Annotated in this window: 19 protein-coding genes, 1 tRNA gene and 2 riboswitches; of the genes, 10 read left to right on the forward strand and 10 right to left on the reverse strand. The window is 44.5% G+C overall.

Translation table 11 applies throughout. The annotated features are described in order from the left end of the window. The first annotated feature begins 35 nt into the window (after positions 1–35). A complete protein-coding gene (locus tag MHI32_RS02690) occupies positions 36–674 on the forward strand; it encodes a histidine phosphatase family protein (RefSeq protein ID WP_340011855.1) in 639 nt (212 codons plus the stop codon). A gap of 106 nt (positions 675–780) precedes the next feature. Here the strand turns inward: MHI32_RS02690 and MHI32_RS02695 are convergent, their stop codons facing one another. Further along, a complete protein-coding gene (locus MHI32_RS02695; protein WP_340011856.1) occupies positions 781–7077 on the reverse strand; it encodes a 5'-nucleotidase C-terminal domain-containing protein in 6297 nt (2098 codons plus the stop codon). 415 nt (positions 7078–7492) lie between these two features. Further along, a complete protein-coding gene (gene serS / locus MHI32_RS02700) occupies positions 7493–8782 on the reverse strand; it encodes a serine--tRNA ligase (protein ID WP_076124541.1) in 1290 nt (429 codons plus the stop codon). 401 nt (positions 8783–9183) lie between these two features. Here serS and ssuE point away from each other — a divergent pair, with 401 nt between their 5' ends. Then, the gene (gene ssuE / locus MHI32_RS02705; protein ID WP_036682586.1) at positions 9184–9732 is read left to right on the forward strand and encodes an NADPH-dependent FMN reductase; all 549 of its coding nucleotides are present in this window, start codon (positions 9184–9186) and stop codon (positions 9730–9732) included. A 180-nt stretch (positions 9733–9912) separates the two neighbouring features. Here the strand turns inward: ssuE and MHI32_RS02710 are convergent, their stop codons facing one another. From MHI32_RS02710 to MHI32_RS02725, 4 genes are all read right to left on the reverse strand, one after another. Beyond that, a complete protein-coding gene (locus MHI32_RS02710) occupies positions 9913–10944 on the reverse strand; it encodes a ribonucleotide-diphosphate reductase subunit beta (RefSeq protein WP_036682584.1) in 1032 nt (343 codons plus the stop codon). A gap of 284 nt (positions 10945–11228) precedes the next feature. Further along, positions 11229–13562 (reverse strand): ribonucleoside-diphosphate reductase subunit alpha, encoded by a 2334-nt coding sequence (locus MHI32_RS02715; protein ID WP_076142084.1) that lies wholly within the window; start codon positions 13560–13562, stop codon positions 11229–11231. Between the two features lie 55 nt (positions 13563–13617). Beyond that, positions 13618–14133, reverse strand: coding sequence for an anaerobic ribonucleoside-triphosphate reductase activating protein (gene nrdG / locus MHI32_RS02720; protein WP_076124537.1), 516 nt, complete (start codon positions 14131–14133; stop codon positions 13618–13620). Then, complete coding sequence (locus MHI32_RS02725) at positions 14130–16115, reverse strand: anaerobic ribonucleoside triphosphate reductase (protein WP_076124534.1); 1986 nt, start codon at positions 16113–16115, stop codon at positions 14130–14132. The genes nrdG and MHI32_RS02725 overlap by 4 nt, the downstream gene beginning before the upstream one ends. A gap of 241 nt (positions 16116–16356) precedes the next feature. Beyond that, positions 16357–16592, reverse strand: a riboswitch (cobalamin riboswitch). A gap of 378 nt (positions 16593–16970) precedes the next feature. Between MHI32_RS02725 and MHI32_RS02730 the strand changes: the two genes are divergently transcribed. From MHI32_RS02730 to MHI32_RS02750, 5 genes are all read left to right on the forward strand, one after another. Next, positions 16971–17279, forward strand: a complete 309-nt coding sequence (locus MHI32_RS02730) for an MTH1187 family thiamine-binding protein (RefSeq protein WP_076124533.1) — start codon at positions 16971–16973, stop codon at positions 17277–17279. 92 nt (positions 17280–17371) lie between these two features. Beyond that, a tRNA-Thr gene (locus MHI32_RS02735) sits at positions 17372–17443 on the forward strand. A gap of 229 nt (positions 17444–17672) precedes the next feature. Then, positions 17673–17843, forward strand: a complete 171-nt coding sequence (locus MHI32_RS02740; RefSeq protein ID WP_340011857.1) for a hypothetical protein — start codon at positions 17673–17675, stop codon at positions 17841–17843. 438 nt (positions 17844–18281) lie between these two features. Continuing rightward, positions 18282–18461: a hypothetical protein gene (locus MHI32_RS02745; RefSeq protein ID WP_076124531.1), complete on the forward strand. Its 180-nt coding sequence runs from the start codon at positions 18282–18284 to the stop codon at positions 18459–18461. A gap of 199 nt (positions 18462–18660) precedes the next feature. Further along, positions 18661–19464: an undecaprenyl-diphosphate phosphatase gene (locus MHI32_RS02750; RefSeq protein WP_076220559.1), complete on the forward strand. Its 804-nt coding sequence runs from the start codon at positions 18661–18663 to the stop codon at positions 19462–19464. A 275-nt stretch (positions 19465–19739) separates the two neighbouring features. Here the strand turns inward: MHI32_RS02750 and MHI32_RS02755 are convergent, their stop codons facing one another. The 3 genes from MHI32_RS02755 to MHI32_RS02765 form a co-directional block, all read right to left on the reverse strand. Continuing rightward, positions 19740–19955: a hypothetical protein gene (locus MHI32_RS02755; protein WP_076124528.1), complete on the reverse strand. Its 216-nt coding sequence runs from the start codon at positions 19953–19955 to the stop codon at positions 19740–19742. 225 nt (positions 19956–20180) lie between these two features. Beyond that, on the reverse strand, positions 20181–20510 hold the full coding sequence (locus tag MHI32_RS02760) for a hypothetical protein (RefSeq protein WP_076124526.1): 330 nt from the start codon (positions 20508–20510) through the stop codon (positions 20181–20183). Between the two features lie 879 nt (positions 20511–21389). Continuing rightward, positions 21390–21734: a DUF3221 domain-containing protein gene (locus MHI32_RS02765; RefSeq protein WP_076124523.1), complete on the reverse strand. Its 345-nt coding sequence runs from the start codon at positions 21732–21734 to the stop codon at positions 21390–21392. Between the two features lie 355 nt (positions 21735–22089). Between MHI32_RS02765 and MHI32_RS02770 the strand changes: the two genes are divergently transcribed. Further along, on the forward strand, positions 22090–22503 hold the full coding sequence (locus MHI32_RS02770) for an ASCH domain-containing protein (protein ID WP_076124521.1): 414 nt from the start codon (positions 22090–22092) through the stop codon (positions 22501–22503). Positions 22504–22702: 199 nt separating this feature from the next. Here the strand turns inward: MHI32_RS02770 and MHI32_RS02775 are convergent, their stop codons facing one another. After that, on the reverse strand, positions 22703–23095 hold the full coding sequence (locus MHI32_RS02775) for a hypothetical protein (RefSeq protein WP_051491249.1): 393 nt from the start codon (positions 23093–23095) through the stop codon (positions 22703–22705). A gap of 495 nt (positions 23096–23590) precedes the next feature. Further along, a riboswitch (cyclic di-GMP riboswitch) is annotated at positions 23591–23681 on the forward strand. Between the two features lie 108 nt (positions 23682–23789). Between MHI32_RS02775 and MHI32_RS02780 the strand changes: the two genes are divergently transcribed. Then, on the forward strand, positions 23790–25907 hold the full coding sequence (locus tag MHI32_RS02780; RefSeq protein ID WP_340011858.1) for a choice-of-anchor A family protein: 2118 nt from the start codon (positions 23790–23792) through the stop codon (positions 25905–25907). A 149-nt stretch (positions 25908–26056) separates the two neighbouring features. After that, positions 26057–26989: an alpha/beta hydrolase gene (locus MHI32_RS02785; protein WP_340012692.1), complete on the forward strand. Its 933-nt coding sequence runs from the start codon at positions 26057–26059 to the stop codon at positions 26987–26989. Positions 26990–26996 lie beyond the last annotated feature (7 nt).

Genomic DNA, 26996 nt, shown 5'->3' on the forward strand with positions numbered 1-26996 from the left:
CTCATTGGATAGGGGAAACGGAAGGAGAAGCTGGCATGAGTACAACAACGATATTTTTAACCCGGCATGGTCAGACGGAATGGAACGTGCAGCATCGGATGCAGGGACATATGGATTCTGAACTAACAGCGCTTGGTGTACAACAGGCTGAATGGCTGAGCCGGGGGATGCACACTGAACAGCTGGATGTCATCTATGCAAGCCCCAGCCCAAGGGCGCTGCGCACAGCTGAAATTATTCGAGGAGAGCGGAGTACTCCGCTTAAGACCTCTGAGGCGTTCAAAGAGATTGGCATGGGGGTATGGGAAGGCCGTGATTCTACTGAGCTGGAGAGCGAGTATTCGGAGCAGCATCGCAATTTCTGGCAAGACCCTGAGCAGTTTAAAGTGGAGGGTAGTGAGACCTTCGCAGAGGTGCAGGCACGGGCGCTGGGTAAGCTTCAGGAAATTCTCGTTGACCATCAAGGTGAGACCATTCTTATTGTCACACATACAGTAGTGATTAAGCTGTTAATGGCCTATTTTGAGGGCAGAGCGTTGCCTAAGCTCTGGGATCTGCCTTACATTTATCCGACCTGCTTATGCAGGGTTGATTTTACGGATGGTGTGCCGGAAATCCTGCTGCATGGGGATACGAGCCATTACGAAGAGAGTGAAGCTGGGATGGAATCATAACACTTCCTACAGATCAGATTGGGTTTATAAAAAAAGGCGGTTCCTCGGGTGCATTACGCACTCGAAGAACCGCCTTTTTGACTTCAGAGCTGGAGATCAGCTTTTGCTAGTTGATAAACTGGAGAGATTTCAATGTCTTCTCCAGCATCGTAACCGCTTCGGCACGAGTTGCCAGCTTCTGTGGAGCAAAGGATCCATCTGTTGCTCCTTGGATAATTCCCTCAGCAGCGATTTCTGCTACTGCTGCTTGGGACCAAGCTGGAATGCTTGCTGCGTCACTGAATTTAGCCAGTGCTGCAGGATCGGCATTTAAGGTTTTCCCTGTGTACTTGATGGCTTTCGCTAATACCGAGGCCATTTCCTGACGAGTGATTGGGCTACCCGGCTTAAAGCTGCCATCGGTATAACCGGAAATCAATCCGGCTTCTGCTGCGGTGCGAATAGCATCAGCATACCAAGCACTTGAGTTTACATCTTTAAATGTGGTCTCACCATTAGCTGTCGCAAGTCCCAGAGAACGCGTAATTAATGCGGCGAACTCAGCACGTGTGATCGACTGTGAAGGAGAGAACGTATCGTTGCTTGTTCCGCTGACAATTAGTTTGGTAGCTAAGAGATCAATGGATGATTTAGCCCAGTGTCCGTTAGTATCTGCGAACGTTTTGGAAGACTTAACAACGGTGTAGTAGCTGTTGCTGTTCCGTTTAATCGTAACGTCCGTTGTTCCATCTGCTTTAGGAACAAAGATAGCAGGCACGAAGGAGATCTTACCTGAAGCAGGATCGAAGACCACTGCCGTTGCGTTATTTGAATTTAAGACGGCAGGTACATTGATCGTGCGCTTCACGTAAGTGCTGCCGAAATTGTTCAACTGCACACTCTTAGTTCCGGCTTGTGCTGAAACGCTGAATTCGATTACTGGAGCAGCTAAAGTAGCATTACCTAGCTGTGAGGCTATAGCTTGGTTTGTGCTGCTTAGTGTTCCCGAATTCGCTACTAGAATGGATACCGTAATTGTAAAGTCGCTGGTGCCTAATTGAGCGGCAAGTGCTGCGCTGTTTACAACACGGAGTGGCAAGGAATAAGAAGCACCATCCGTAGTAAAGGTAAGAACTGTGTTAGGTTGTGCTGCTGCTTGTTTTACAAGCACACTGCCTGGAAGCACTACTTGAGCGCCGCCTGTAGTGGCTTTAACCGGAATAACCAGCTCTTGGCTACCCGTTGGCAGTTCAGCAAGTTGTTTGGTTAGATCAGCAGCATCAATTGTTGTTACTTGTGCTGAAGCAATTGGAGCCACAGTTGGAGCAACAGTTGGTGATGGTGTAGCTGTTGGTACTGTTGGAGCCGATGTTGGTACTGATGTTGGTACTGAAGTTGGTACTGAAGTTGGATCTGGTGTTGGTACTGGTGTTGGGTCTGGTGTCGGAGTTGGATTTGTCTCCGGCAGTGGTGCACCTTTTAGATCAACAATCCGGCCTTCAACGGCGGAAGTGTTCGCAGTGACCGTTCCAACCTTCTGCAGATACTTCGTAAATACATCAAAGTCCGGTAGGTACAGCAGATTCACGCGGCCTTCTTTATAGGCCTTTTCAAGTGAAGTATAGAAATCTCCACCCTTAGCTGTGAAAGCATTAGTAGCTACTTCATAAGATGCTTTTAGATCTAGAGGAACGTATTTATCCCCGTTTTTCACTTCAATACGCAATACACGTTCGTTCACAGGTTTCGTAGAGTCGTAATAGAATTTCAACCCTGCAACGTGTGGGAAACGTCCGTCTGCTGCCGGCGTTTTGGAAACCCCGTTCTCCATAGCATCCTTAATTTCTTGTCCAGTCAAAGTGATCGTAACCAGATCGTTGTTGAATGGAAGTACACCGAGTACTTCGCCTTGTGTGATCGGTCCTTCGTTGATGGATTCGCGAATACCGCCGCCGTTTTGCAAGGCGATTACGGCATTAGTGCCCGCTTTTTGAGCTGCATAAAGCATGCCATCGGCAATCAGGTTACCAAGATTAGTTTCCTTTGTGCGCACATTATCACGAACGCCGTTTAGAACAACCTCTGAATTTCCTACTACCTCATTGGTTAGTTCTTGAATCCCCGGCTTATACTCGGTATCCAGGATCTTTTTAGCTTCAGGGTCCTCTGCGATAACGTAGTTAGTACCGTTTTTAGCATCGATGGAGATTAATTGGTCTTTCCAATCGGTCAGTACGCCATCTTTGTTAAATTTAACTTCAAGTTGGCCAAGGAAAAGACCTTTTTCACCAGTTTGTACAATTAGCTTCGGTGCTTTTGGATCGGTGTTATCAACAACGGCTTGATTCAGTTGCGTGTGGCTGTGACCCCCAACGATAATATCAATGCCGTTAACGGCTTTGGCTAGCTTGAGATCTTCTTCATAGCCAAGGTGAGAGAGAACAATGATCTTGTTAACTTTCTCTTTTTCAAGCATAGCGACCGTTGCTTCCGCTTTAGCGAAGGCATTCTCAAAGGTCACTTTACCTGGTGAAGCAATGTTCGCCGTATCTTCTGTCGTCAGACCCATGATACCGACCTGTTGGCCGTCTACTTCTTTGATCAGCGCAGGGTAGATGGTTCCAGCATTACCTGACCGGCCGATTTCATTGGTGAACATTTTGCTAAGAATATCATCCGCTGAGAAGTTCACATTGGAGGAGACAAATGGGAACTTTGCGTTGCCGATGAATTTGGACAGTACATCTGAATCTTTATCAAACTCATGATTACCGAAAGTCATAGCATCATATTTAACCAGATTCATAAAGGCCAGATCTGCTTGACCCAGATACTTATTGAAGTAAAGCGTTCCGGAGAACACATCACCTGCGTCTACAAGAATAGGATTCTCTGTAGTCGCCTTGGCATCTTTGATTGCTGTTACACGGCGCAAGATGTTGTTTGGCGAGCTGACAGTATCTAATCCTGCATGTGTATCATTGGTGTGCAGAATGGTTAGTGGGAAGTCTTCAGCAGTATTAAAATCAATCTGTGCCAAAACCGCATCATGATCGGATACCCGACCGTTCGATGGTGAGAAGTCGGCATTTAGATGAACGACATCTACTTTAGAAGAAGCCGTTAGATTTTTACTGACAAGAATATGATCTAGCACTTGAGAGTTTCCATCATAGGTGTACGTATACTGCTCATTTAAAGGTAATGTATCGATCAAATTGTCTAGTTCTGTACCTTTTAAGAGGGTTGCAGTTTTAGTAAATTGGAAATCATTCAAATCGCCAAGAGCTACGATGTTGGCTTTAGGATTTGCAGTCAGAACCTCTTTGACAAATCCGTTTACGACCGCCGCGATTTTATGGCGTTGTGTTTCACTGGACAATACAGGGGGCTGAACGTTTCCGAAAGGACCGGTATCGCCGCCTTTTGAATTGAAATGGTTAGCGATCACAATTACTGTTTCGCCACCGAATACGAACTGTGCAGCAAGGGGTTTACGTGAACTTGCAAAGGCAGAGTTTGTTGGATCAATTCGTCCTGGATTGTAGGTCAATTGATCTGCCGCTGCGTTATATCCAACGGATTGTGTAGCTGTACCTTTTTGTCCGCTCACACTGTCCGCAAGCTGTACTCTTGCTGGATTGTACAGGAATCCTACGCGAATGTTTCCGCCTGGGGCACCGCCATCCATATTGTTCTCCGGAGCGATATCTGTGTATTTATATACAGGACCGCCAGCGGTTTCAATAGCCTTAATCAATTCGGCTGCACTTGCTTCAGTGATACCATTATTGGCTTCACCATTGCTGTCCTGCATTTCGACAACGCCGATAATGTCAGGTTTTTTCATATTGTTTGTGATGGAGTCGGCTAGTTTCTGGATTTTTGTTGCTCCGACACCCGGGTAGAAGTTTTCAATGTTGTACGATGCGATCAACAACTTACTATCATTGACTTCAAGAGTAGTTGTTTCTTGCTTAAAGGTACTTGGAGTGATGGCTGGAAGCTTACCGTTTTCCGGAATCACTTTGAAGTTACCGTTGTTGTATCCGATGACGCCAGTTACATCTCCCGCGAACTTATCTCCGGTGATGACTTCTTTACCCGGATTTCCGTAAGCAATGATGAGGCGCTGAGGATTGTATTGGTTGTATTCTTTGAGAACTAATCCACCAGCTGGTGTGATGACATCAGGTGTTTCATTTTCTACTCTTGTAGGGATGTTATACAGCATGGAATTTCCGCTACCACTTGTCCAGTAAGGACTGATAATCGTAGGGGTAGGGAGCTTGACGAGCATACCTTCTAACGATTCGTAGAAATCAATTGCATCTTCATTAGGCTCAAAATCAGCCATGCCGTCATTGTCAATTATGGAAGACGGAATGGCTCTCCCGCCTTTACCAAGTACGACAGGCTCTGGCACAGTATAACTTGAAGAGGAGTCTACTTTTATTGAAGTCATAGTAATTTGAGTAGAGGTTAAATTACTTGCGTTACCTTCGTTGTATTCGGAAACAGCTCCACTAACTTGGACTAAATCTCCAATTTGAGGCTTAAGGGATGAATTAGTGCTGTATACAAAAATACCTTCCGAAGTGTTTACATTATCGTCTGGCTGAGGGTCTTGCATAAAGAAACCTCTATAAGCGCCAGTGGCGAAGGTGTACCCATATTGGGTAACGATGCCTTCTACATCGGAAACGTTCTGACCTGCATACTCAGAAGTATGAGATTCTCCTTGAATATCATGTATACGAGGGAGTTCAGATGCTTTATATGCAAAGGTATAAACCTTACTTGTCTTGCCATCTGCTACGACAATTGCATGGATGGTAAGATCTTGATTAACTGTAATCGGATCTGAATAAAGCTTACTTGCTGTTGTTGGTTCAGTTCCGTTGGTCGTGTAGTAAATCTGTGCTCCAAGAGTAGGGCTGGATAGGGTCACAGAACTTCCTTTGATGATGCGACCTGCGCCAGGGCTGGCCATAACGGAAAAAGTTTCTTCCACCAAAGCATTTTCATTAAGTGGAATGAATTGATAAGTCGTACTATATTGCTCGATAACTCCAGTGATATTGTCAAAGGTTTTACCCTTAACTAGTTTAGGCAGGGTTGAAAAAATTGTGAATTGTTGTCCACCTTGGCTAGCAGTCACCGTGCTGCCATTTACATTGTCTATGGTCACATTATTCATAGTTACCAGCTGAGCTTCGTGGCTTTCGCCGTTCGCGGCAGACAAGTCGGTTGCTGTAATCAATTTTGGTGCAGGCACCCCAACATTTTGTGCAGCTACATTGTATTGAAGTCCACTTTGGAATTTGATTTCTTGCAGGTTGCTGTAGATATCCATTGTGCCGCTTACTTCAACACGATCTCCAACGTTTGCGAACTCTGGGAAACCATAAAGTACGATCCCGCCGGATTCATCCTGAATATACATTTTTGCTGCATTAATGTGAGTTACGATACCTTCTGTTAAAATATTCTGACCTTTACTAGCAAGGCGTGCTGTTGCAACAACTGTTTTGGCCAGAATAGTGTAATCAAAAGTCGATATAGGGCTGTCTGGCATATTTGGTTCTGAAGCATACGCTTTAATCGTAGTGTCCTCAGTTAAGGTAATAGGCCCTGTGTAAGGTTGGAAATTAGTTGAACCACCTGATCCATAAACAGCTGCATAGACGGATGCTCCAACCGTTGGAGAATTCAAAGATATTTCTGTACCAGCCGGCCAGGCATTAGGGGCTGGTAAAGCTACTGCGGAACTAGCAGTTTCCGGTACTTCAGGGAACGTACCGTAGGTGCTGTTCCGTGGACTTGGTGCTTGGACAACAAAATCCGTAGAGTTGTTATCCGTATCTAGACCGCGGCTGTCTGCTGGTGCACCAGCCGCAGCTTTACGGATAGCGGCTGTCGTATTGGAGAGAGCAGCGGTCGCACTTCCCTCGACATTTGTAGCTGTTCCGTAGCCAACTAAATCAATTGTTGTACCTGATTTATCAACGAGGTCGACTTTGCCGTTTGTACCACTCATAGCAAGGATTCCCTTGCTAACATCAGGAGTAGGCAAGTCGGTAGCTCCTCCCGTTCCAGCGGCCTCCTCAATAAGGAAGTATCCATTTGCCGGGATGGTTCCATTTAAGTCTGTTCCGCTACTAAAGGTTCCGGCCGCTGAGGTATAGCGAACTTTCCATCCAGTCAAATCTACTGGATGATTTGTAGGATTGTATAATTCAATAAAATCATTTTTAAATTCCGCTCCGCCGTTTCCACCACCACCATAGACCTGCGAGATAACAATATTGCTATTATCCGGTGCTGCCTCGGCGGTCTGGACAGCTGGTAACACACTGCCGGCAACCATTAACATTGCCAGTCCAGTAGCGAACCATTTCCTTACTCTTGAAGAAATAATCATTTGGATAAGTCATTCTCCCCTCGAATCTTTTATTTACAACCTATTAAATCTTAGCATTCAAATGTAAAATGAAAGGTTGTCTTTCATGAATATAAATTAAAGTTTGCATCAATTAAATCTAAAAATTGAAATGTTGTGATTTTAGTATAAAAACAGTGCATAAATACAATATTAATTATAAATTTAGTATTTTTATGGTTAATAGATCACCGATATTTTAATTTTATGTTATATATATTGTTGAATTTATTATGGATTGCGACAAATTTATTCTAGAGTTTTGTTAATTTTTACATAGGGAAAACAATAGTGATTAGAATTATATAGAATGTATCGGAACAAAAATAATGCCCCTCCAACTTCTTATCGAGAAGTGGAAGGGCATTATTAATTTTAAATCTACTTGGACAACACATCACTGCTGGTGCGGAAGCTCAAGCCGTTCAATTCCATCCATATATTTACGCAGTGCCTGCGGAATGTAAATGGATCCATCCTCCAGTTGATGATTCTCCAGCAGCGGAATTAGGATCCTTGGTGTAGCCACTGCGGTGTTGTTTAGGGTGTGGCAGTATTGCAGCTTACCGTCGGCATCCCGGTAACGAATGCCCGAACGACGAGCTTGGAAATCGAGCAGGTTGGAAGCCGAGTGTGTCTCTCCGTATGCCTCTCTGCTTGGCATCCAAGTCTCGATGTCATACTGCTTATGTGTCTTCAGGGACATATCTCCTGTGCAGACAGACATGATCCGATAGGGAAGTTCCAAGAGCTGTAGAATATGCTCTGCATTCGCAAGAATCTCCTGCAGCATGCCCTCTGAGACGCCCTCATCATTCCGACATAAGATAACTTGTTCAATTTTTGAGAATTGATGAACACGGTACAGGCCACGCACGTCTCGTCCCGCCGATCCTACCTCACGGCGGAAGCAGGCCGACATTCCGGCGAGTCGCATTGGCGAATCCAGTTCGACAATCTCATCGCTATACAGCGAGACAAGCGACACCTCCGATGTGCCTACCAGCCAGCGATTGTCTCCGTTTAGCTCATAGGTCTGATCCATCCCGCCGGGGAAGAAGCCCGTACGTTCCAGCGCTTCCGGACGGACAATCACGGGAACATCCATCACCGTGAACCCGCGGGCAGTTAGTACATCAATGGCCAGCCGCTGTACAGCGAGATGTAACAACAACCCTGCACCCTTCAGCACATAGCTGCGTGGGCCGCCTGCTTTGACGCCACGGGGGATATCGATGATATTGTGGAGCTCGCCTAGCTCTACATGATCACGCGGTTTAAAGCCGAATTCCGGCAACGTTCCGGTTCGTCGCAGTTCTACATTATCTTTATCATCATGGCCAATCGGTGTATCCTGAGATACAGGGTTTGGTGCGAGCAGCATGAGTTCTCCACAGCGCCGGTCTGCCTCAGTTAGTTCTGCCTCATAGAGATTCAGGCGGTTGTTTAGTTCTCTTACTTGTTCTTTAACTGCTTCTCCTGCCACGCTGTCACCCTGTCGTAAAAGTCGTTCAACCTCTTTGGTCAGCCCGTTACGCTGGGCTCTCAACTGTTCCGTATCTTGGCGCAATTCGCGCCGTTTCTCATCCCATTCCAGCAGTTCATCCAGTGGGAAGTCGACTCTTTTCCAAGCCGTAATGTTTCTTACAAGTTCCTGATTGTCTTTGATCCAGTTCATATCCAGCATACCGTTTCGCTCCTTTTTGGTTAAAAAAACGCAAAAAACGCCCTCATCCATGGGACGAGGAGCGTCAGCTCGCGGTGCCACCCAGGTTGATCGAATCTCCTTAACTGCAGGAACAATCCGACCCTCTTTGGTCTTCGCGATAACGGGCGAAACCCGGTGAACTTAGGGAGTTGTTGTAGACTCCGGTCGCAGACGCCTCACGGTTGGATGCCGATCATTGGCCTGATTGTTGGATTTAATATTGTTGCTTAGTATAACGTAAGAGTAGGAGGAGCGCAAGTGGTTATGGTTTGACAAAAATATCAATTCTACGTTAGGATTAGTATTAATTTAAAGTAATTTTGTCGGGATAATAAATAAAGCAGTGTGAGCTGCTTAAGTGGGATGGAAGAGGTGGAAAAGTGGCTAAAATTGTTGTGATTAACGGAACGCCTTCCCTGGTATCGCGTATCAATGCAGCTATAGAATATGCGGAGGCCAGCTTAACCAATCAGGGCTTCGAGGTTGAGCGTATTAACGTAGCAGAACTACCAGCGGAGGATTTGATTCACACTAAGTTTGAAAGTGAGTCTATCGTCAAAGCCAATGGCCTTGTAGCGGAAGCTGATGCGGTAATTGTGGTTAGCCCGGTTTATAAAGCTTCTTATACAGGCGTGTTGAAGACCTTTTTAGATCTGGTTCCACAAAAGGGATTGGCCGGAAAAGTTGTACTCCCGCTGTTCATGGGCGGCAGTCTTGCACATCTGCTCACAATTGATTACGCATTGAAACCTGTGTTGTCTGTACTGGGCGCGCGTTACATTCTTGGCGGCGTCTATGCCGTGGATTCTCAAGTGGTTCGTAATGATCACGGAGTGGTAGAGCTTGCTGAGGAGCTGAAGCTGCGCCTGAACGATGCATTAGATGAGCTTGCAGAAGAAACTACACATCGTGTGGAACGCAAGGCATAAGACTAAGTAGCAAGCCTTCTGTGCTTAGTGCTAATAACAAACGTATAAGCGTCTCTTTCATCCCTGATACCAGGGGAGAGGGGCGCTTTTTGCATTATATAAGCTATAGCAAAAAGGCCATCTCACTAAGAAAGTAGAGAATGGCCTCTTTTTTATATAGGGATCGTTATATATCCGGTCTTACAAATCGTCGAATCCGTTATCGTCGCCAACCTTACCATAGTTGCGGGACTTAGCTTCGAAGAAGTCAGTTTTGGTAGCATTAAGCGCATCATCGGAGAAGGGTTTGATCCAAGGCATACAGTTAACGTCAACACCTTGATAAGCTTTTTCCATACCCATCAAAGTCAGACGTTTGTTCGCTGTATATTTGATGTAGTCGCTAAGCTCGTTAAGATCAATACCACGCACGTTAGTAAGTGTGTAATAAGCCCAGTTGGTTTCGAGCTCTACCGCGCGGTCGATGGTACGGTATACGTAATCCATGTTTTCTTTGGTGTTCAGCTCAGGGAAGTCTACAAGCAGCTGCTTAAATACTTCTGCGAAGAAGTAGCAGTGCTGATTCTCGTCACGTTGAATATAAGAGATCATTTGGCTAGTCGCCATCATCTTCTGGTCACGGGCCAGATTGTAGAAGAAGGCGAAAGTACTGTAGAAGAAAATCCCTTCCAAGATGAGATCTGCTACCAGCGCATGGAAAAAGGTCTGTCTCGTAGGGTTATCACGGAACTCTTGATAAATATCAGAGATAAACTGATTACGTTCCAGCAGGACAGGATCTTTTTTCCAATATTCAAAAATTTCCTTCTGCTCACTCTCCGACACGATAGAGGAAAGAACATAGGAATAGGATTGGTTATGCACCACTTCTTGCTGCCCGATAATAGCGGAGATAGCTTCCAAAGAGGAATCGGTGAAATAACGCTTCACGTCGCTCACGAACATCGTCTGCATCGAATCCAGCACAGCGAGTAGGGAGATATTAATCTTAAATACGCGTTGTTCCTCGGCATCCAGCATCGGGAATTGTTGCGCATCCTTGGACATTGGAATTTCATCCGCGATCCAGTGATTAAGCAGCAGTACCTTATACAGCTTGTACATATGAGGCATGCGAATATCATTCCAGTTCAGAATACCTGAGCATTCACCGTCGATAATGCGTGTGGATTGGTTAGGTGCTTCAGTATTAAAAATCTTTTGTAATTGCATTTCTTATCCCTCCATTTTTTGCGCGGGTAATCTTTCTTGGTGTCTTGTTCATAGAAAGATGGTGATGGAGTAACGGAGAGGAAGTTTGGAGCTGTAGGAGCGTCAGCGTTCGCCCGAAAGCTTTCCGTAGGAAAGCTCGCATCGAAAGCATATGCTGTCATCGGATGTCATCCGCTAATAGCGGTAAAGATCAAGACCTCTGATGACAACAGCGGCCGGAAGCCCAAACATTCCTCGCAGTTACGAAATTCATCATCGTTTTTCTATTTAGGGCACTAAGATAATTAGCTAGCGCAAGATTCACACTCTTCTATAGTCAAAGCACGGCTACGCACATAATAAGTTGATTTCAAGCCGCCCTTCCAGGCATTCAGATGCAGTTCCAGGAACTCGGTAGCCTTGATGTCAGGACGGACATACAGGTTGAAGCTTTGGCCTTGATCGACGTGACGCTGGCGAGCAGAAGCCATGCGGATCGACCAGTTTTGGTCAATCGTAAATGCTGTCTTATAGTACCAGATCGTTTTGTCGGACAGATCCGGTGCTGGGTTAGCAATCTTATAAGTTGTTTTTTCTTCATAGGAAAGCAGTTCATACAGCGGATCAATGCTGGCGGTGGAGCCGGCAATAATCGATGTAGATCCATTCGGCGCAATGGCGAACATCCAAGCGTTACGTACGCCGTCCTTAGCTACTTCTTCTTGCAGCTCGCGCCATTGCTCAGTCGTTACATATTTACCTTCTTGCTCACCGCTAACATACCCGCGGGAAGTGAAGTATGCGCCAGTCTCCCAATCGGATCCAGCAAATTTCGGATAACGGCCTTTTTCACGGGCAAGCTCCATGCTCGAACGAACCAACAGGTAGTTGATATGTTCATATAAATGATTGTTATATTCTACGGCTTCATCGGATTCCCAACGAATGCCCTTGAGTGCCAATAGGTGATGCAGGCCGAATGTGCCGAGACCTACTGCGCGGTACTGGCTGTTCGTGTATTGTGCCTGCAGAACTTCAATATTATTAATGTCGATTACGTTATCAAGCATACGAACTTGGATCGGAACAAGTCTTTCTAATACGCCAGCTGGAATCGCCCGTGCTAAGTGAATCGAATTCAGGTTGCAGACTACGAAGTCGCCAGGGATTTTGGAAATAACGATCCGGGTCTGGCCATCTTTAGTTACTAATTCTTCTTGCTCAATAACTGTTGCAGACTGATTCTGCATAATTTCTGTACACAGGTTGGAGGAGAAAACCATACCTTGATGACGGTTTGGGTTAGTCCGGTTCACGGTATCGCGGTAGAACATGTACGGTGTACCTGTTTCTAGCTGTGATTTCATAATCCGTTTCATGATGTCGATCGCAGGAACAGTGATCCGGGATAATTCCAGGTTCGCTGTAGCCTCAGCATATTTTTCACGGAAAGTACCTTTGCCAAGCTCTTCATCGTAGAAATCTTCCAATCCTAGTGGACGGCCATTTTTATCTGTCCAGCCCATGACCTTTTTCACTTCGTGAGGGCAGAAGAGGTTCCAATGGCTGCGCGATTCTACAGCTTCCATGAACAGGTCAGGTAGGGAGACGCCATGGAACACGTCATGTGCACGCATGCGCTCGTCACCGTTGTTCAGCTTAAGATCGAGGAAAGCGAGAATATCTTTATGGAATACATCAAGATAAACAGCTACAGCACCTTTACGTGTGCCCAACTGGTCTACGCTGACTGCTGTATTGTTCAACTGGCGAATCCAAGGGATTACGCCGGAGCTTGTGTTCTTGTGGCCACGGATATCCGAACCACGTGCTCGTACTTTTCCAAGGTAAACGCCGATGCCGCCACCCATTTTGCTTAGACGTGCTACGTCTGTATTGGAGTCAAAGATACCCTCTAGGGAATCGTCTACAGTATCAATAAAGCAGCTGGATAGCTGTCCAGCGACCTTTTTGCCGGCATTGGACATTGTAGGTGTAGCAGCAGTCATATAGATGTTGCTCATAGCCCAATAAGCTTCTTTTACAAGCTCAAGACGTTTCTCAGCTGGCTCACGGTGCATCAGGTACATAGCAATAATCATATAACGTTCTTGTGGAAGCTCCATTACACGGCCGTCAAAATCATGCGCCAAATAACGGTCGGATAGCGTAAGCAGACCGATATAGTCAAACAAAAGGTCGCGTGTATAATCGATACACCCGCCTAGTTCGATAATTTGTTCTTTGGTGTAATGACTTAGAAGTTCTTCGCGATAGATTCCTTTTTTCACGAGATCCGTAATTAGTGGATACAATTCACCGTAAGGCTCTTCTGGATAAGCTTTGTAGCGGCGATGGACGGCAGCTTTTTTATAAAGGGTAGTCAGAAGGGCGCGGGCAGCTGCGAACTTCCAGTTAGGCTCTTCTTTTGTTACAAGCTCTAGAGCGCTCATGGTGAAGGCGTTGCTGATTTCTTCTCCGCTTACCGAGTCACGACGCAGTTTGGAATTCACTCCACGCAGCAAAGTTTCTTTATTTAGTTGATCGAGACCTTCCAGAATACGGTCAGCGTAGACGGAAAGACGGTTCTCATCAAAAGCCAGTTGGCGATTATCCGGTTTTACTACGAATTGCGGCATGGTTAGTTCATCCCTTCTTATTTCAAATTAATTTTCAATATCAAAAATTGATATATTATAGCGCAGCAGGCTGCCACAGAAAGACCTCCGAGCCGTTCATGCTGGCCGGAATGTCGATAATGCGTTGGTTGGAGCTTCCCCGGTAGAGAAGCGTAGTATCTTTCAGTTCTTCTACAAATCTTCCATCTATTAACACCTGACACTGTTTAAGTAGATTCCACTCCGGCGTACCGGGAAGGGCTGTAAGTTCTTCGTACGTATAACCACTGTAAATCCAGATTGAGAACCCTGGCAGTACAGTGCGAAGCTCATGAATGAACCCCAGCAACTCTTCTGCTGAGAAAAAAGGATCGCCGCCTGCCAGTGTCAGACCATCCAGCAAAGGGTTAGCGGCGATTTCTGCGATGATTTCATGTTGTCGTTCTAAGGTGAAGACTTCTCCATATTTAAAGTTCCATGTCTCGGGATTAAAACATCCCGGGCAACGATGGCGGCAGCCGCTGAGAAAGAGGACGGCCCGCATGCCCTCTCCCTCGTTAATCGACTCCGGATAGTAACCGCAAATATTCATAGATGCTTAACGCGATCCCGAACTTCAGCTTGTTTGGCGGCATTAAAGCGGGTCTGATAGTCGCCGGTTAAATAACCTGTAACTCTGCGCAAACGGCGGATGTGCACGTCATTCTCATTTGCGTTGCAGGAAGGACAGTTTGTCCCAATTACGCCTTCGTATCCACAGCTGGAGCAGCGGTCAATCGGATGGTTAATGCTGAAATAACTGACCTGTTGTTCGAGCGCATATTTAATGATTTTGATAAAAGCCGATGGGTTGTTGCGGGCATTGCCGTTTAATTCGACATAAGAAATAGCCCCGGCATTGCAGTATTCATGGAAAGGAGCTTCCAAGCTGATCTTCTGAGCAGCACCCAGATCGAAGTATACAGGGATGTGAAAAGAGTTCGTATAATATTCACGGTCGGTTACGCCCGGAATGGAACCCAGTACCTTGCGGTCAACTTTGGTGAATTTACCGGACAAACCTTCTGCTGGAGTAGCGAACAGGGTGATGTTAAGATCCAGTTCCTCACTTTTCCGATCGCAATAGTCCCGCATATGACGCACGATAGCCAGCGCCTTGGCATGAACTTCCATATCCTCGCCATGGTGTTTGCCGTACATAGCTTTCATACATTCCGCCATACCGATGAAGCCAAGAGACAGACTGCCATGCTTCAGCAGATCGCCTACAGTGTCATCGGGTGCAAGATGTTCGCCGCCTTCCCAAACGCCTTCTCGCATCATGAAATCGGAAGCTTTAGCTTTTTGTGCGGTTTGGATGTGGAAGCGATGGAGAAGTCCTTCCAGCGCAATATCCATATAATGATTTAGATCTTCATAGAAGCCAGCTTCATCTGCGACGGTACGTCTGCCTGTTACTGTGCCGTGTGCCAGACCTAGCCGAACCAGATTTAGTGTATTAAAGGAAAGGTTGCCCTTCCCAGAGCAATGATTACGCCCAAAACGGTCACCGAGCACTCGGGTTCGGCAGCCCATTGTAGCGAACTCCGTATCAGGATCACTTGAATCATAATACTGCAAGTTGAGCGGAGCGTCCAGATTAGCGAAGTTTGGATATAGTCTGCGCGCAGAACATTCAGCTGCTTTTAGGAACAGTTCATAGTTAGGATCGCCTTGCTGTTGATTGATTCCTTGCTTGCATTTGAAGATTTGAATCGGGAACACTGGTGTTTCTCCGCTGCCAAGTCCGTTCATAGTTGCGGTTAGCAGAGAACTGATCACAAGCTGACCTTCTGGTGAAGTACAAGTACCGTAGTTGATGCTGGTAAACGGTATTTGTCCACCGGATCGGCTGGACATGGTATTCAGATTATGTACCATACTTTCAGCCGCTTGCAGGGTTTCGATTTCGGTTTCCTTTAGTGCAAAACGGAACGCTCTTGGATATGACTCCGCCAGATCGGTCCGGCTCATCGTAATCTCGCCCAAAGATTCGTCAGCTTGTCCTTCTTCAAAATAATCCAGACCCTTGCGGAACAGCTTGGCGAAGGATTTGGTTACATAAGGTGCCAGATCGTAATCGAGTTTATTGGCGGATACACCACCATATTGAGCATTTTGCTGGGATTGGAAAATAATCGCTACCAGAGACATAGCTGTCATTATTGAGTTCGGAGGACGAACGCTGCCGTTGCCGGTATTGAAACCTTCACGGAGAAGTTTATCAAACGGGATAAAAATACAGTTCGTCGTTCCAATCGCGTATTGATCCAGATCATGCACATAGACGACATTGTCATCAATAGCCTGCACTAGCTGTGGCGGCATCGTAAAATTGCGGGCGTACCATTTTGAATATTCACTGCCGAACTTGCTCATTTTACCGGAGAAACTCTCTCCATTCAAATTGGCATTCTCGCGCAATAGGTCCATATCCCGACTGTCGATAATATCCCGGCCTAAATCAATGAGCTCTTCTAAAAGAACTTCCCGTGCATTTTCTACTCCATTAAATTGTCTCTCCAACAACGTCATTGTACAGCTCTCCTCTCAGTATAAAAGAAAAACATCTATCATCAAATCCATATATCCATAAGAAGTTGGACTGCTATAAGCAGTCGTATATTTGTTCAGATTACATAAAAAAAGCATCCCCTACCCGAGGATGGCAGAAAATGCCCGATGCGTTATGTAAATATCCACACGGATATTTGCAGAGGTCTCTACGTAGATGACCGCATGCGGACACCATCCCTGTTTCTCGCAGGCATCAATAGTTGGTGTCGTCGAAACAGGTAGGTCTCCTGGCTTCCGTGGGATCTCTCGGCGCCTTCCCAAGGGTGTTCCTAACCCTCAGTGGCATTTGCCGGGAGATGTGGATTCTCAAGCTTCCCAGAAGCTTAAGAAGGCCATCCGGTTACAGTGGCGGGACCGCAGCGGATTCTCACCGCGCTTCCCTATTAAGCTCTAAATCCGGTTAAGGATCAAAGCGCCTGTCTCCACTATATTTTGTTGTCGTTAGATAAAAATAACCCAAGATGTTGTGTTTGTAAACAGTTTTTTAGAAAACCCGCGCGGGGAGCGGGTTCTTTAAAAGTACTCCACAAATGATCCACAGGCTGTCCATAAGTAATCCACAATTGATCCACAGGGAGATGCGAAATGATTCATAAATTGTCCGAAAAGATGCCACAAAGAGTCCATAAATATAGTGCAGATGACCCTAGAATTTGCTCATGAGAAAATACCCTTAGCCCAAAGTCATATTTTGGAGTAATCAGAAGAAATAGAAGAGATAAGGGAGGATAATCTTGCTTAGTTTGTGACAGAGCGGTGGAATTGTTACAATGGAAGGAGACAGCTACTATAAAATTTCGAGGAGGTATTCTCATGCCTATTGCTGAAGTTACAGTTATTCCAATTGGAACAGGCAGTACCAGTCTTAGCAGCTATGTTGCGGATATGCAGCGGGTGCTGAAGACAGTAGAAGGGATTACTTATGAACTTACGTCCATGGGGACGATCATCGAAGGGCCTCTGCAACGCATTTTTGCCGCGGTAGAAGCTTTGCATGAGTCTCCTTTTTCCGCAGGTGCAGAACGTGTCTCTACCTCACTTAAAATAGACGACCGCCGCGATAAACCCTCTACTAGCCGTGGAAAGTTAGAGTCTGTGGAGCGTAAGCTACAGGTGGATTAGCAGTTTAGAAGGGCGGAAAACAGGGAGAATAGGCTTGCGTTTCTGGCTGAAAGTTGTATAATATTTTTTGTTTGGCAGAAAAACAGCGTTAAGCTGGTGTAGCTCAGGGGTAGAGCAACGCACTCGTAATGCGTAGGCCGGGGGTTCAATTCCCTTCACCAGCATCCTTACAAAGTCGATAGTGGCGCGTGTTCCCGGGTTTTTGGAACTGCGCCTTTTTTTGTACAAGCATCAACTTCTAACATTCTTCTAACCTTTAGTCGAGTAAAGTGGGTGTCTCGTCAATTTTCTCCACTTCTTTTCGGGTTCCTAGAATAGAATCTCCGATACATCGGGGCACAGCTTCCTGCAAGTTGGGGAGAACATGTGAATAAGTATCCAGGGTGATATTTATTGATGAATGGCCTAATCTTTCCTGAAGTCGAATATGATGGACAGCCCCTGCCGTTCCCTGTTCTTCTGGAGAAACGTATCAAGGAAGATAAGACATGGCGCGAAATCGCTAATGAAAACGGTATGACTAGTGGTCACTGTCGAGCAGATGGAAGGTGTGGCGCAAGCTGACAGCAATCAGAATGAAGAATGGTGGAGGAGGAGCAGCATAAGCTGCTTTTCTCTTGCGGGGGCAGATCGGTTAGATGGTAATTACTATAAAAATAAAAAAGACACCACAAGGTGTCTTAGTACAGATACTTTTCGCTCGAATTTCACGAGCTCGTCAGTGAACTGAGTTCATAAGCAAGACTGGCTACGGCTAACAGATGAAGAGATAAAGTAATATCAATGTTAAAATGTGCGGTAATATTAATTTTCATAGATAACCACGCTCCTAAAGTATAAATACACATAAAGAAAACTTTATAAAGCGCTTGGCCTGCCATCATCAGTGCCAGGTAGCCATCCTGTACAGACGCCTTAGCGTTTCGACAATAACATTATACTTAATATTTTGTGTTTTGCAAAAAAAGGACCCCCAATTCTTGGTCGGGGTGGCGGTTCTGTGTGGTTTCTCAGCGCTTTGGAATCATGATGGTCATTGAGGCTCCACGCACGCGGCTGCAGAATGATCAAATGGAAGTTACGTTTCGGTATTCATATCTGCTGCATGCTCTGAAATTGATTATCCAAAATAACGGGCAGCAAGTTCAGAAGGTTAACGGATTTTTTATTGATACAGGTTGAATTTAATGTTTGATACTGTTGTTATGCTAACGGGAAAGGATAGTTTAATAAAGGAGTTACTTAAGATTGGAATAATGAGCAATGTGACAATTATGTCATTCTGAATTGAATATTGTTAGGTTAATCGATGGGGAAGTTTACTTGTCTCCCTTATACTGGAAATTAAATGATTTTATTTCCGAAAGGGGACAATGCACTAATGACTGATGTAATTAAAGCAATAATACTTGGCATAATAGAGGGCTTAACTGAATTTTTACCAGTATCATCTACTGGACATCTTATTCTAGCAGGCGATTTGCTTAGCTTTGAGGGAGATGCTGCAATAACTTTTAAAATTGTTATTCAGTTGGGTGCAGTGATGGCAGTTTTAATTCTTTATTGGAAAAGGTATTTGGAGATTGGGGTTAATATGATTAGAATGGATTTTTCCAAAAGCAAAGGATTAAATGTCATTCATATGATTTTGGCTATGTTACCAGCATTAACCCTATATCTTCTCTTCAAGGACACAATAAAAAGCCAATTATTTGGCCCAACCCCTGTTTTGATAGGTCTAGTTGTTGGTGGCGTGTTGATGATCATTGCAGCGCGGAATAGGCGGACTGAAACCGCTGATACTATCGATGGGATTAATTATAAACAGGCTTTCGGAATTGGTCTGTTTCAATGCTTGGCGTTATGGCCGGGATTTTCGAGATCAGGTTCGACGATTTCAGGTGGCCTGTTGCTTGGCACTAGCCAAAAAGCCGCTGCAGATTTTACATTCCTTATTTCTGTGCCTGTTATGTTTGGTGCAAGCTTGTTGGATTTGTACGATAGTCGTGATTTGCTGAGTTCTGACGATTTGCTTCTAATGTTAATTGGCTTTGCGACATCCTTTCTTGTGGCAATGATTGCAGTAGTGACGTTCATCAAACTGATTAAGAGACTTCGATTGGAGTGGTTTGCTCTATACCGGTTTGTTTTAGCAGCTCTCTTCTATTTAATTGTCATACAGTAATTGGATTAGTCAATATGAACATCATGGGAAAGAAGCTTTTAAAAAGGCTATACATCATATCCTGCACAGATTTAACTAGAGGTTAAAACAAGGGGAAATCACCAAACAAGACAAAGCTCAAGTAGTCTATGAACTAAGGAATGAATTTTCGGTGTAAGCACTTCTACAGCTAGCCATTATCCCTCGTTTGTTTCTTCTACCATTAATATCACAAAGTGATTTTACAAGTGTTTGGGAATATGAAAATCCCCACCAGTTTAAGGTGGGGATTTTGCTTACCAAGTATTATAGTTCGACTGATACTTAACATGTTTGTTCTCATAGCTCTCATTTGGGTAATCACGTCTGACAGACTGCAAGTAGCCTGAAATTGCAAATGCTGCAATAAGCCCTCCTATAATTCCTGTGATTAAGCTGAATGTTGAAAATCCGAATGTGGCAACTACTCCAATGGAAGACAATGCTACAAGCAATAGACTGAATATTTTCATCTTTATACACACCTTCATTTTGTATATATAGTAATTTGGAAATTAAGATTGATACGTTACCTTGTTTGATCGGTTTCGATAAAAATAATAAAAATTCAGCAAATCTTTAGACGGGCTTCATACTTATTTAAGCTAAGAGGATTATAGTAATTACATAACCCCCTTATAATATAGATCTAGACCCTGCCGGAAGTTGGTGGGGTCACTTTTTTGCACAGAGTAATTTTATAAATATGGTTGCCCAATATAGAAGAGAAACAAGAAATATAAAATGTAGAGAATGGGTAGCTTTATTTTTAATTTCTTGCAGGAATTTTTGAATTTTTCTGAGGTCTTGGACAGATTCTTCATCACATATCCATAAATGAGGAATTGTCCAATAACAAAGAAAATGAGCTTAAGGGGAAAGTTGCCCATTTTTATCTCAGTGAAAATAATAGTGAATGTGACACTCACAAAGGTTAGTGATACAACTTTTAAAAACTGTTCATAACGATCTTGTGGTTCTTTGATAGGATCCTGCTGCCCCCATTTTCTCTCATCAATTTCTGTCATGGTAAACCTCCAATCTACTGAATGTTATTAGTATTTCACCAGATTGAGATGCTTTTTGAACAGGGAGAATTAATTGGGAAACCATTATGAGTATAGTTGTCTGTTGCATCTTGTTGAAGGCTTACTTGTTGTGGAGATAGTACACTTGAATTTGATTGATTTGCTGATGCGAAAGGAGCAATTGCGGTAGTCAATAAAGCGATTGATAAAACTACGATTAGTTTTTTCATACTTTGATAATCCTCACATATGAAGTGTTTACTTACATGGATAATAGTAAATTTAATGGTTAATGATGTATATGAGCTATAAGATCGATTTGAAAAATGAGATGTTTTGTAAGTTTTTATAAATAAACGTCGAATATTATAATAAGAGAGTTTTATTGGTGTAGATGACCTAGGACTAATTAATTGTGATGAATTTTAAAAATACGAAACCCGCCGATGCATGTCTCGCGGGTTTGTGCTGATCCTGTATCTTCAAGTAGATCCTTCGTGTTATTAGGTACATTGCCAACAACTGTAGGGACTTTATAAGCTCCTATAGTTGTTACATGGTAAGGTTTCAGTAATTCCAACAAAGAGTAAATTCCCAAATGCTTGGGATTATGCCCACTGGCTTCGGTAGGTGAGCTTTTTTTGTTTACAGAATGTTCCAGAATTATTATATTCAGATTATGTAAATGTTTCGTCCGGAAGAGATTATTCATAGTATATGTTCGGAAGGGTATTTCTGCTTCAGGAATTCCCGTAACAGAGATGTTGAGAGTATATAATGTTCCATATTATATACTCTGATTTCTCCTTAAATCTACACAAAGAAGCGCCATCCCTTTTGGAGACGCCGCTTCTTTATAGTAGATTCTATTCTTTTTGCTCAATTCTTGATTTTGGTGATCTTTTTGGCGGTAACTTGTGCAGGGAATGAATCATCACTTACTTCAAAAAACACTTTAATCTCATCGCCTTTTTTATATTTAGAAGGTGCAACTTTATTTACCCAAATGGCTTGAGAGTACTCATTAGATTCGAGAATTTCCTTGTATTCCTTGTTCAAGTCTTCTTCTTTTAATTCAGAAATTACTAAAATTCTTTTATTTTCTACATCTATTGTGTGTACAATTCCTTTCAAAACTTCATCATTCTTACTACAGGCGGTGACTAATAACAAAAAAACAAAAATAAGAGTCCATTTAATAGTAGTACGTGGTTTTTGAATCATGGACCTTCCCCTCCAGTGGTTACGACATTAGTTTAAAATCGGTTGCACAGGCATAGCAGTTAGTACATTACCAATATAAGAATATACAGCAGCCTTTCCATTATGACGACCTTTATTGATTCTGGGGAGTTACAGGTGAATGTCTGTAGTATTGATATTTTCATAAGAACTTTTGTTTGTATATAATAAAAATAAATGTTCTTATTTTAGAGGCGATCAATGATGGAAATGAGTATCGACCAAACGGTTGGGATTATTTAATTTATCAGGTCAAGGTGAGCAAGATTACACAACGCGAGATCGAGATCCGTGCATCCGTGACAAACGTCCAACATAAACGAAGGGGATAAATATCATGCGGTGTATAACAATACGGCAGCCTTGGGCGACCTTAATTGCTCTTGGTGAAAAAGAGTTTGAAACTCGTTCATGGAGAACAGCCTACCGCGGCGAGTTAGGCATCCATGCCGGAGTGAGGATTGACAAAAAGATTTGTGAACAGGAACCGTACAAATCAGTATTGGCGAAACATGGCTATACAGCGAATAATTTGCCGACAGGAGCTATTATTGCTACAGGTCAGCTCGCGGGATGTTATGTGGTTACTCCAGAGGTGGATTTAAGGGAATGGATCAATGGGAATGAATATGATTTTGGCGACTATAGTGAAGGACGGTTTGCCTGGAAGCTTGAACGGGTTCATCCATTAAGCCATCCAATTCCAGCTAAAGGTCGGCTAAGCTTGTGGGAGCACTCTAATCACTTCTGAACGGCGAACAATATTTTTAATGTAATTTTTATGTGCCTATCAGCTATTTTTCAGGTTCGAGGTATATATTAGAGACACCAAACACCCCCCAGTGTTTTGTGGTATATCTCTCTCAGGTCTTGCCAACTCCCATGGTAAGGCCTATTTTTTTGTTCACTAATTGATTGGGGGGAGAGAGCGCAGCGGCTTCTATACAGCTTTACTTAATCTGGTACTGTTCTTCGTAACTCTTAAAAGATGAAATATCCAGCCCTAGGTATCTGCGCATATGGATGGCAGCCTGAGCCGCAACAATGTCATTCAACAGCAGCATTCGTTCATGATAGCCACGACATATATACTTGGCTTCAATTCCAGTATTAAGTCTGTTTTGCTCATACACCTTGATTCCCCGTCTTCTCATTTCTGCACGAACATCCCTTAGATCTGTTGTAGCTACTGCAGCAGCTGTTCCAAGCACCTCCAGATAAGGGGCGGGTGTTCGTAAGTGTGTAGATAAAATGGCGGAGTCCCGTTCGAAAGCTGATAAAATCATCGGAAGCAATAAATAAGATTTCACCAGCATGTTGTCCCTGCTTTCTGCTCTATGCATGAATCTCATCACCTCTAATAGGAACGTATATTCGTATTCTACCCCGATATTCCAAAAATAATCAATGGTATTTCTAAACAGCTTATCCAATGTGATTAAATTCACAACTTAATAACGAAGAATAAATTATATTAAAAATTGTAATAATAAAAATTAATGTATCGAACGCAAATAAAGGAGAATTATGATGGAAAAAGAGGGCAGCCTCCAGCGTGGATTGTTTTTTGGTTTAATTTTGAGTGTTCCCTTATGGATATCCATATTGGGCTATATACAGTTACTTTAAAATTTAATGAAAAACCTTATGCGAAGCGCCTTTAGGCGCTTTTTTTGTGTGGTACTAATGCGGGGAATTATCGAAAGGAATTGATTGACAATTGTGGGTGTCGGGAGCTAAACTGTTATTAATTCAAAAGTATTAAAAGTCATAGACTGTTATTGGATAGAATGCTTCAGCTACCAGTTCTGGACTTGCAGTGTAATACATATATATAGTCATGATAATAGCAAACCGTCTGAAAGGGCGGGACGCAAAGTCCAGGAGTCTAAAGTGTCTTAAAGGCACAATGACCGTCCGACTGCCATGAGAAGGGAATTTCACTTCTTTTTGGCGGTCTTTTTTGTTGTTAGGTCCTTTAGAGTTTCTGGTAATTATTCTGATTAATATAAATCATAGTTTTAGGAGGTGTGCCATTTGAAAAGAAGAATAAAACCGTTACTCTCGCTTGTATTAGCTGGGATTTTGACGGTAGGTAGTGGGCTTTCCTCATTAGGAGCTGGAGTTGCTGGAGCTAGTAGTTCTTCTACATTGGGAATTGCAGCGGTCTACAACGTGTTTATTCTAGGGGATATAACAACAGTTTCGGATACGGAAGGAAGGTTTGCTGCTGGAGGTAACGTTAACTTAACCAACTATAGTGTTGGAGATAGGTTGACCGCTGCAGAGGTTTCCCTGACTGACACACTTGTTGTTGGAGGGCATCTTACTTTCAACGGAGGTACTGTTTATGGGAATATCGTGCACGGGGGAGATTTTTCAGGGAATGTAACGCTCCTCAAGGGTGGTACAAAAAGACAGGGGAGTACGATTGACTTTTCAGCCGTAGGTCAGTCTTTGAAGGACAAATCAGCAGAACTTGCAGCATTGCCGGCGAATGGAACAACAGTGTACCAATATGGCAGCCTTACCCTGACAGGTACAGATCCTGCGGTCAATGTTTTTAATGTTTCAGGAGATAACGTCTCTAATACCTACGGAATTACAATAAATGTTCCTTCAGGATCTACTGCAATTATTAATATTGATGGTTCTAACGTAAAAATGAAAAACTTCGGATTTCTACCTAATAACGTGTTGAACAGCAAGAAAATTTTGCTTAACTTTAGCCAAGCTGCGTATCTTGATATGGCAGGCATAGGTGTAATGGGAAGCATACTTGCCCCCTATGCTCATGTTGATTTTATTAATGGTCAGATTAACGGTACTTTAGTGGCGGCTTCACTCAAAGGTACTGGTGGTGGTGAATTTCACCACTATCCATACGATGGTGATGAACCTGGACCAACACCAACGCCAACGCCAACGCCGACAGTGACGCCGACACCAACAGTGACACCAACGCCAACGCCGACAGTGACGCCGACACCAACAGTGACACCAACGCCAACGCCGACAGTGACACCAACGCCGACAGTGACACCAACGCCGACACCGACAGTGACACCAACACCAACGCCGACGCCGACAGTGACGCCGACACCAACGCCGACAGTGACGCCAACACCGACACCAACGCCGACAGTGACACCAATACCAACACCAACACCAACGCCGACGCCGACACCAATACCGACACCAACGCCGACAGTGACACCAACACCGACGCCAACGCCGACACCGACACCAACACCAACGCCGACGCCGACACCGACACCAACGTCGACGCCGACACCAACACCGACACCAACACCGACGCCGACAGTGACACCAACGCCGACGCCAACACCAACGCCAACACCGACGCCGACACCGACACCAACGTCGACACCAACACCGACACCGACACCAACGCCAACACCGACAGTGACACCAACACCGACGCCGACAGTGACACCAACGCCGACACCGACGCCGACGCCGACGCCGACAGTGACACCAACGCCGACGCCGACAGTGACACCAACACCGACACCAACACCAACGCCGACAGTGACACCAACGCCAACGCCGACGCCGACGCCGACACCAACGCCAACACCAACGCCGACACCAACACCAACACCGACGCCGACAGTGACGCCGACACCAACACCAACGCCGACAGTGACACCAACACCAACGCCGACGGTAACGCCTGAGGCAACACCGACACCGACGGTAACGCCTGAGGCAACACCAACACCGACGGTAACGCCTGAAGCAACACCAACGTCGACACCAGAGACTTCGGTGTTCCCGACACCAACGCCATCATCCGTAATTGGCACTATAGTTCTTGCAGAAGATCCCGTGCCGCTTGGACCTGTAGCTTCGCCGACACCAGCGCCAGTACCAACACCGTCGAATAGCACAGAAGTACTTGTTGATGATGATGAGATCCCATTAGGTCCGGTACCGGCAGTGACACCAACGCCAACACCAACACCTGATGAAATCATCGTAGTGGACGATACGATCCCATTAGGAAAGCCACCTGTGAAGGAATTGCCAAAAACGGGTGAATCAAGTCCTGCACCTTACTACGTAGCAGGTTTAGGTTTTGCACTTATCGGATTATTAATGAGAACCAAGTTCTCCAAAAAGAATAAATAATAAAGGGTAGATCAACATAGAGTCGCTTTCGGGAGTGTTCCGATGGCGGCTCTATTTGTATGTCATGATTGCGATAGTTTGGTGCATTCTAAGTAGATGGTATACTCTTGTTGGAAAAGAAATGAAGAGGGGATGGCGAAGGCGAATTGATATGGTTCATTATTAGCGCTGTAATCATCATAGGGATTCTAATCTATGTGGGATTTTTCTTCTATGGTATTGCTATTAAACGAGCGCCAAAGGTATTTCTAAGTAATAATCCTAATCTGAAGGCTGATCCTCCGGTTGCCGGAGCTTCTTGGGGGGAGGGGAAGGATTGGGTCTCTCGCCAGAGCTTCGAGAATATTGAGATCGTATCTGCAGATGGACTTAAATTAAGAGGTTACTTACTCCAATCTAATCGTGCTGCGGGACGCACAGCCATTCTAGCCCACGGTTATTCAGGTAAAGCAAAGGATATGGGGGCGTACGCCAAAATCTACTACGAGAACTTAGGCTTTAACATCCTAATTCCCGATGCAAGAGGGCATGGAGATAGCGCAGGGGATTACATTGGTTTTGGTTGGCCGGAACGAAAAGATTATTTGCAATGGATTGAATACATGATTAAAAAGACTGGGCCTAGTGCTCAAATTGTGCTTCACGGTGTCTCTATGGGTGGTGCTACAGTGCTAATGACCTCAGGGGAAGATCTTCCGCCGCAGGTAAAAGCTATTGTTGCGGACTGCGCTTATACCTCAGTAAAAGCACAATTATCTTACCAACTACGACGAATGTATCGCTTGCCAAGTTTCCCTTTCGTTCAAAGTGCAAGTCTAATCACCCGCTTGAAGGCGGGGTATGGCTTTGGTGAAGCCTCTGCATTAAAACAAGTGCGGAAAGCGAAGGCTCCGATTCTTTTTATTCATGGGGATGCGGATAACTTTGTACCTTTTGCTATGATGAATGAATTGTATGAGGCATGCCAGAGTCCAAAAGAGAGGCTCATAGTACCGCAAGCGGGGCATGGATTGTCTTATGATACGGATAAGGAGGGGTATATAGATGTAGTAACAGCTTTTGTAAGTCGATATGTAAAATAAGTCCTGA

Origin of the sequence: Paenibacillus sp. FSL H7-0690, assembly GCF_037980415.1 — a bacterium.
GTDB classification, from domain to species: Bacteria; Bacillota; Bacilli; order Paenibacillales; family Paenibacillaceae; genus Paenibacillus_AQ; species Paenibacillus_AQ odorifer.